Raw genomic sequence first — 8,110 nt, 5'->3', positions numbered from 1 at the left:
CTCGGCGACGGTGACGGACACCTCGGCGTCGGAGTGCACCTCCTGGGCGCCGTCCGCCGGCAGCGCGGTGACCACCGCGCGGGAGATCGGCGGACGGCCGCCCGCCGGGCCGCCGTCCCCGCCCCCGGCCGGTCCGCCGGTGCAGCCGGCCGGCAGCGCGAGGAGCGCGGCCGCCGCCACCGCCCAGCGCCGTGCCACCGCGAGCATGTTCGTCCCTCCAGGTCCGCCGCTTCCCGCCGCGCTTCCGGTCGGCCGCGCGCCGTCGCGCCCAGGGCGCCCGGCACCCGGTCAAACGAGGCCGCGGGGCGCCGGACACGAGCCGGCGCGCCACCCGGCGGACGCCGTCCCGTTCACCCAGCGTCACAACACGATCGGCCACGTGACACCTGCACGGGATCAGGGAACAACTGGAGGGCGGGTACGGGACCCCCGCGCAGGGAGGGTGCGGCGATGACGGCGTGGCAGGAGCTGGCACGGAGCACGCGCCGGGAGACCGGCCGCCCACCCGCGGCCGCGCCCGAACGCGCCGCCGACGCGCAGCCGGCGCCGCCCGCAGACCCGTGGCCGGGCAGCTGGCAGCCGCTCGGCGCCCGCTTCCGCACCGCCCCGGACGGCGGCTGCGGCACCAACTTCGCGCTCTGGGCGGCCGGCGCCGAGGCCGTCGACCTGTGCCTGTTCGCCGAGGACGGCACCGAGACCCGGCACCGGCTGACCGAGCAGACCTTCCAGACCTGGCACGGCTACCTGCCCGGCGTGCTGCCCGGCACCCGCTACGGCTACCGGGTGCACGGCCGCTGGGACCCGTGGACGGGCGCCCGCTGGAACCCGGCCAAGCTGCTGCTCGACCCGTACGCCCGGGCGATCGACGGCGACTACACCAGCCACGACGCGACCTGCAGCGCGGTGCGCGGCTGGCCCGAGCCGGACGTCGCCGACACGGTGCGCGACAACCGCGACTCGGCGCCGTACGTGCCGAGGGCGGTGGTCGTCCACGACGACGACGACTGGTACGACGACCAGCGGCCGAAGACCCCGTGGGCCGAGACGGTGCTGTACGAGGTGCACGTGCGCGGCTTCACCATGCGCCACCCGGAGGTGCCGCCGGAGCTGCGCGGCACCTACGCGGGCCTCGCCCACCCGGCGGCGATCGCCCACCTCACCCGGCTCGGCGTCACCGCGGTGGAGCTGCTGCCCGTCCACCACCACGTCAGCGAGGACCACCTGCAGGCCCGCGGGCTGACCAACTACTGGGGCTACAACACGCTCGGCTACTTCGCCCCGCACGCCGGCTTCTCCGCCTCCGGCAGCCGCGGCGGCCAGGTCGGCGAGTTCAAGCGGATGGTGCGGGCGCTGCACGCGGCCGGCATCGAGGTGATCCTCGACGTCGTCTACAACCACACCGCCGAGGCCGGGGTGATGGGCCCGGCACTGTCGCTGCGCGGCATCGACAACGGCGGCTACTACCGGCTCGACCGCAGCCGCCGCGGCTACGCCGACTACACCGGCTGCGGCAACACCCTGGACACCCGGCAGCCGCACGTCGTCCGGCTGATCACCGACTCGCTGCGGTACTGGGTCGGCGAGATGGGCGTCGACGGCTTCCGCTTCGACCTCGCCGCGGCGCTGGCCCGTGGGCACGACGGCGTGGAGATGCACCACCCCTTCCTCGCCGCGGTCTCCCAGGACCCGGTGCTCAGCCGGGTCAAGCTGATCGCCGAGCCGTGGGACGTCGGCCCGGGCGGCTACCAGGTCGGCGGCTTCCCGCCGCTGTGGGCCGAGTGGAACGACAAGTACCGGGACACCGTCCGCGACTTCTGGCGCGGCGCCAGACCAGACGTCCGGGAGCTCGGCTACCGGCTCTCCGGCTCCTCCGACCTCTACCAGCGCGGCGGCCGCCGCCCCTACGCCTCGGTCAACTTCGTCACCGCGCACGACGGCTTCACCCTGCGCGACCTGGTCTCCTACAACCGCAAGCACAACGAGGCCAACGGGGAGCAGAACCGCGACGGCACCGACGACAACCGGTCCTGGAACCACGGCGCCGAGGGCGAGACCGACGACCCGGCGGTGCGCACCCTGCGCCGCCGCCAGCTGGCCAACCTGCTCGCCACCCTGCTGCTCTCCGGCGGCGTGCCGATGCTCACCGCCGGCGACGAGCTCGGCCGCACCCAGCACGGCAACAACAACGCCTACTGCCAGGACAACGAGACCGGCTGGCTGGACTGGTCGCTGCTGGACGACCCGGAGTGGTCCTCGCTCACCGACCTGGTCTCCCGGCTGGTCCGGCTGCGCCGCGCCCACCCGGTGCTGCGGCAGCGGGCGTTCTTCTCCGGACGGGAGACGGTGCCCGGCGGCCAGCGCGACCTCGCCTGGTTCACCCCGCGCGGCGAGCAGATGACCGAGGCGGACTGGTTCGCGCCGACCGCGGTGCTCGGCATGCTGCTCTCCGGCAGCGCGATGTCCGAGCGCGACCAGCGGGGCCGGCCGCTCGCCGACGACAGCTTCCTGCTGCTGGTGAACGCCGGCGCCGAGCCCGTCCCCTTCGCGCTGCCCGGCGCGCCGTGGGCGGACTCCTACGAGACGGTCGTCGACACCGCGGCCCCGGCGGACGGGCCGGGGCCGCACCACCCGGCGCCGGGCAGCGTGCTGCTGGGCGGGCGTTCGCTGCAGCTGCTGCGGGTGCCCGCCCCGGACTGACCGCGGCTCAGCCGAGCGGGCGGTTGACCTCGACGTTCTCGAGCAGTCCGAGCGCGTCCGGGACGAGCACGGCGGCCGAGTAGTAGGTGCTGACCAGGTAGGAGATGACGGCCTTGTCGTCGATGCCCATGAAGCGGACGTTGAGGCCGGGCTCGTACTCGTCGGGCAGGCCGGTCTGGTTGAGGCCGATCACGCCCTGCTCCGCCTCGCCGACGCGCATCGCGACGATCGAGGTGGTGTGCCCCTCGGTGACCGGGATCTTGCCGCAGGGCAGGATCGGCACCCCGCGCCAGGCCGGCAGGTGGTGGCCGCCGACCTCGACGGTGCCGAAGTACAGGCCGCGCCGGTTGCACTCCCGGCCGAAGGCGGCGATCGCCCGCGGGTGGGCGAACAGGTGGGTGGTCTGCCGCCGCATGCTGAGCAGCTCGTCCAGGTCGTCCGGGGTGGGCGGGCCGGAGTGGGTCTGGATCCGCTGGTCGTAGTCGGCGTTGGCGAGCAGGCCGAACCCGGGGTTGTTGATCAGCTCGTGCTCCTGGCGCTCGCGCAGCGCCTCGATGGTCAGCCGCAGCTGCTGCTCGGTCTGGTTCATCGGCTTGTTGTAGAGGTCGGCGACCCGGGTGTGCACCCGCAGCACCGTCTGGGCGACGCTCAGCTCGTACTCGCGGGGGGCGAGTTCGTAGTCGACGAAGGTCGCCGGCAGCTCGTGCTCGCCGGTGTGGCCGGCGGACATCTCGATCGCGGCCTCGCCGTGGGCGTTCTGCGGCCGGTGCCCGTTGCCGGACAGGCCCAGGACGTGGTCGCGCAGCTGCTGGTACTCGGCGGCGACCAGCTGGTACGCCTGGTGGGGCAGCGCCAGCACGGTGACCGCGGTCGCCGCCTTGGCGGTGAACTCCCAGTCTCCGTCGAGCCCTCCGAGCACGTGGCCGCCGAAGGACGCGCCGTCGGCGAGCACGCCGAGGACGGTCTCCTCGCCGTACTTGCCGGCGCCGATCTGCTCCACCTTGCCGTGCGCGATCAGGTAGACGTGGTCGGCCGGGCGGCCGCGCTCGACGATCACCTGGCCCGGCTCGAACTCCTGCTGGACGAAGCGGCCGGCCAGCGCGCCGAGCGCCAGCGGCTCGTCGAAGCCGCGCAGCAGCGGCAGCTCGCCGAGCTCCGCCGGGACGACCTGGACCCGGGAGCCGGTCTTCACGAAGGTCAGCCGGCCGTCGCCGACGGCGTAGCTCAGCCGCCGGTTGACCCGGTAGGTGCCGCCGGACACCTGGACCCACGGCAGCGCCTTGAGCAGCCACCGCGAGCTGATCTCCTGCATCTGCGGCTGCGACTTGGTGGTGGTGGCGAGGTTGCGCGCCGCCGCCGTGCTGAGGCTGCTGAGCTGGATCCGGTCCTGTGCGCCGGCCGGCTGCGCCGCGGGCTGTGTCTCGACCGTCATGGGACACCTCTCGAACGTCGTGGGAGGCCGCCATGGCAGGTCGGCGGCCACTCTCCGCACACGGATCACATCGCACGGCGACACCCGGACGGCCGAGGCGCGCACGGCGCGCGGGTGCCACGGATGCACTCGAATGGCCGCACGCCCCCTGCACACCTCCCACGCTGCGCGCGACCACCGGCCCGTCCGGCCGGAACCCGACGTCAGGTGCGAAAAACCGGATGAGAAATGACCGGACAGCGCCTACCCTCAGGCGCGATGTCCACGAACCAAGCCCCCGACGGCCCCCGCCGGTCCACCGTGCGCTCGCTGCTGCGCCTGTGGCCGTACGCCCGCATCGCCCGCTGGCGGATCGCCGGCTCGGTCGCCGCCGCGCTCACCGCCTCGGTGAGCGTGCTCGCCGTGCCGGTGGTGCTCCGGCGGATCGTCGACGGCCCGATCGCCGACCACGACATGGCCGGGCTCTGGCCGCTCGCCGGCCTGCTCCTGCTGCTCGGCCTCGCCGAGGCGGGCCTGTTCGGGGTGCGCAGGGTGGTCGTCGCCCGCCCGCTGGCCCGGGTCGAGGCCGCCATGCGCGGCGACCTGTTCGCCAAGCTGCAGCGGCTGCCGGTCTCCTTCCACGACCGGTGGCCCTCCGGCCAGCTGCTCAGCCGGGCCACCTCCGACATGTTCACCATGCGGCTGTTCCTGGCCTTCCCGCTGGTCTTCCTGATCGTCAACTGCACGGTCTTCCTCGTCGGCACCGGCCTGATGTTCGCCCTGGACTGGCGGCTCGCGCTGATCGCGCTGATCCCGATGGGGCCGCTGACCTGGCTGACGCACCACTTCGAGCAGCGGTACTCCGGCGCCGCCCGCCGTGCGCAGGACCAGAACGGCGACCTCGCCACGGTGGTCGAGGAGTCGGTGCTCGGCATCCGCATCCTCAAGGCCTTCGGCCGGCACCGCACCATGGCCGAGCGCTTCGCCGAGCAGTCCCGCTCGCTGCGCGAGACCGAACTCGGCAAGGCCGGGATGCTGGCCAACCTCTGGGCGGTCATCGTCGGCCTGCCGGAGCTCGCGCTCGGCGCGGCCCTGGCGCTCGGCGCCGTCCTGGTCGCCCACGACGAGATGTCGGCGGGCACCCTGGTGGCCTTCCTCTCCACCGCGCTGGCCCTGCGCTGGCCGGTCGAGTCGCTGGGCTGGCTGGTCGCGTACGCGAACGAGGCCGCCACCGCCACCGACCGCTTCTACGAGGTGATGGACGAACCCGAGCCCTCCGACACCGAGCCCTCCGACACCGAGCAGGCCGGGCCCGGCCCCGCCGCCGAGCGGGGCATCCGGCTGTCCGGGGTGCGCTTCCGCTACCCCGACGCCCCCGCGGACAGCCCCGACCTGCTGTGCGGCATCGACCTGCACGTCCGGCCCGGCGAGACGATGGCCCTGGTCGGCGCGACCGGCAGCGGCAAGACCACGCTCACCGCCCTGCTGCCCCGGCTGTACGAGGCCACCGGCGGCACCGTCGCCCTGGACGGCCGGGACATCCGCACGATCCCCCGCGCCGAGCTGCGCGAACTGGTCGCCGTCGCCTTCGAGGAGCCGACGCTCTTCTCCGCCTCGGTCGCCGAGAACGTGCTGATGGGCGCACCGGCGGCCGGCACCGAGCAGCTGGCCGCCGCCCTCGACACCGCCCAGGCGCACTTCGTCGACCGGCTGCCGGCCGGCACCGCGACCCAGGTCGGCGAGCAGGGCCTCAGCCTCTCCGGCGGCCAGCGCCAGCGCCTCGCCCTGGCCCGCGCAGTCGTCGGCGACCCGCGCTTCCTGGTGCTGGACGACCCGCTCTCCGCCCTCGACGTGCACACCGAGGCGCTGGTCGAGCAGGCGCTGCGGCGCGTCCTCGACGGCACCACCGCACTGGTCGTCGCGCACCGCCCGAGCACGGTCATGCTGGCCGACCGGGTGGCCGTGCTGCACGAGGGCCGGATCGCCGCCGTGGGCACCCACCACGAACTGCTGCAGAGCTCCGCCGTCTACCGCGAGCTGATGACGGGCGAGGCCGCCCCCGTACCGGAAGGGATCAGCACCCGATGAGCACCACCGCGGTCGACGCCGCCGAGGAGCTGGCCGAGGAACTCCCGGCGCCGGCCGAGGACGAGGACATCCCCGTCCCGCAGGGCGCCGCCCGCCGGCTGCTCGGCGAACTGCTCGGCCCGCACCGCGGCCGGATCGCCGCCGCCATGCTGGTGATCCTCGTCCAGCAGGCCGCCCTGCAGGCCGGGCCGCTGCTGGTGGCCTTCGCGATGGACCGCGGCATCCCGGCCCTGCGGGAGCACGAGAGCGGCCCGCTGATCGCGGTGATCGCCGCCTACCTGGGCTGCGCCGCGCTCAGCACCGTGCTGCAGCGCGCCTTCATCCGCTTCAGCGCCCGGATCAACCAGGACGTCCTGCTGGAGCTGCGCGGCCGGATCTTCCGGCACGCCCAGCGGCTCAGCCTGGACTTCCACGAGCGCTACACCTCCGGCCGGATCATCTCCCGCGCCACCAGCGACGTCGACGCCCTGCGCGAACTGCTCGCCGAGGGCCTGCAGGAGCTGCTCTCGGTCGTCCTGTCGGTGTTCTGGATCTCGCTGGTCCTGATGGTGATGGACTGGCGGCTCGGCCTGCTGTCGCTGCTGTCCTTCCTGCCGATGTACCTCAGCGTCCGGTCGTTCCGCCGGCGCTCGCAGCGGGTCTACCGGCGCTCCCGGACGGCGGTGGCCGCGGTGATCGTCCGGTTCACCGAGACCATGAACGGCATCCGCCCCGTCCAGGCCTTCCGCCGCGAGCGGGCCAACGACGAGGCCTTCGGCACGGTCAACCACCAGTACGCCGCCACCACCGCGGACGGCCTGCTGGAGATGGCCCGCTACGTCACCACCTCCCGGGCGATCGCCAACGTGTGGATCACCGGCGTGGTGGTGGCCGGCGCCCTGCTGGTCGCCGACGGCTCGGTCGAACTCGGCGTGCTCACCGCCTTCGTGCTCTACCTGCGCCGGCTGTACGAGCCGCTCGACCAGCTGGCGATGTTCCTCAACAGCTACCAGTCGGCGGCCGCCGCACTGGAGAAGATCGCCGGCCTGCTGGCGCACGAGCCCTCGGTGGCCGAGCCGGCCGTCCCCGCACCGCTGCCGGAGCACCCGGTGAAGGGCCGCACCGTCTCCTTCGACGGCGTCCGCTTCGCCTACCGCACCGGCAAGGAGGTGCTGCCCCGCTTCGACCTGGTGCTCCCCGCCGGGCGCACCACCGCGGTCGTCGGCGCCAACGGCGCCGGCAAGTCCACGCTGGCCAAGCTGCTCGCCCGGTTCTACGACCCGACCGACGGCCGGGTCGCGCTCGACGGCGTCGACCTGCGCGAGCTCTCCGGGGACGAGCTGCGGCGCAACGTCGTCATGGTCACCCAGGAGTCCTTCCTGTTCTCCGGCACGGTCGCCGAGAACATCGCGATCGGCCGTCCCGGCGCCACCCGCGAGGAGGTCGAACGGGCCGCCCGGGACATCGGCGCGTACGAGTTCATCACGGCGCTGCCGGAGGGCTTCGACACCGACGTCCGCAAGCGCGGCGGCCGGATCTCGGCCGGGCAGCGGCAGCTCGTCGCCTTCGCCCGGGCGCTGCTCGCCGACCCGGCGGTGCTGATCCTCGACGAGGCCACCAGCTCGCTGGACGTGCCGGGCGAACAGGCGGTGCAGCAGGCCATGCGGACGGTCCTGGCGGGCCGCACCGCGGTGGTCATCGCCCACCGGCTCTCCACCGTCGAGATCGCCGACCGGGTGCTGGTGATGGACCAGGGCCGGATCGTCGAGGACGGCCGCCCGGCCGACCTGATCGGCGGCCGCGGCCGCTTCGCCGACCTCCACCGCGCCTGGCGCGACAGCCTCGTCTGACAGACGCCCGAACGCAAAGGGGCAGCCGCTCAGGGGCGCGTGGGGGCACCTCCCGGCCGAAGGCTGGGGGAGAACTGCGTGAGAC

The 8,110-nt window shown here is 74.0% G+C and carries 4 protein-coding genes and 1 pseudogene; 3 read left to right on the top strand and 2 right to left on the bottom strand.

The annotated features are described in order from the left end of the window. Positions 1-207, bottom strand: a pseudogene (locus ABD353_RS38665) (hypothetical protein); the annotation flags it as partial. Positions 208-450: 243 nt separating this feature from the next. On the opposite strand from ABD353_RS38665, the gene glgX reads away from it, so the two are divergent. Continuing rightward, complete coding sequence (gene glgX, locus ABD353_RS38660) at positions 451-2,697, top strand: glycogen debranching protein GlgX (RefSeq protein WP_344628419.1); 2,247 nt, start codon at positions 451-453, stop codon at positions 2,695-2,697. A 7-nt stretch (positions 2,698-2,704) separates the two neighbouring features. Here glgX and ABD353_RS38655 read toward each other — a convergent pair whose 3' ends face one another. Beyond that, positions 2,705-4,129: a family 2B encapsulin nanocompartment shell protein gene (locus ABD353_RS38655; protein ID WP_344628418.1), complete on the bottom strand. Its 1,425-nt coding sequence runs from the start codon at positions 4,127-4,129 to the stop codon at positions 2,705-2,707. Between the two features lie 258 nt (positions 4,130-4,387). On the opposite strand from ABD353_RS38655, the gene ABD353_RS38650 reads away from it, so the two are divergent. Continuing rightward, complete coding sequence (locus ABD353_RS38650) at positions 4,388-6,196, top strand: ABC transporter ATP-binding protein (RefSeq protein ID WP_344628417.1); 1,809 nt, start codon at positions 4,388-4,390, stop codon at positions 6,194-6,196. Further along, the gene (locus ABD353_RS38645; protein ID WP_344628416.1) at positions 6,193-8,025 is read left to right on the top strand and encodes an ABC transporter ATP-binding protein; all 1,833 of its coding nucleotides are present in this window, start codon (positions 6,193-6,195) and stop codon (positions 8,023-8,025) included. Before ABD353_RS38650 ends, ABD353_RS38645 begins: the two co-directional genes overlap by 4 nt. The last annotated feature ends 85 nt before the right edge of the window (positions 8,026-8,110 follow it).

The organism is Kitasatospora arboriphila, assembly GCF_039528095.1.
In the GTDB taxonomy this organism is placed as follows: domain Bacteria; phylum Actinomycetota; class Actinomycetes; order Streptomycetales; family Streptomycetaceae; genus Kitasatospora; species Kitasatospora arboriphila.
The sequence above is the reverse complement of the archived record's forward strand: the minus strand, read 5'-3'. Positions and strand labels throughout refer to the sequence as shown.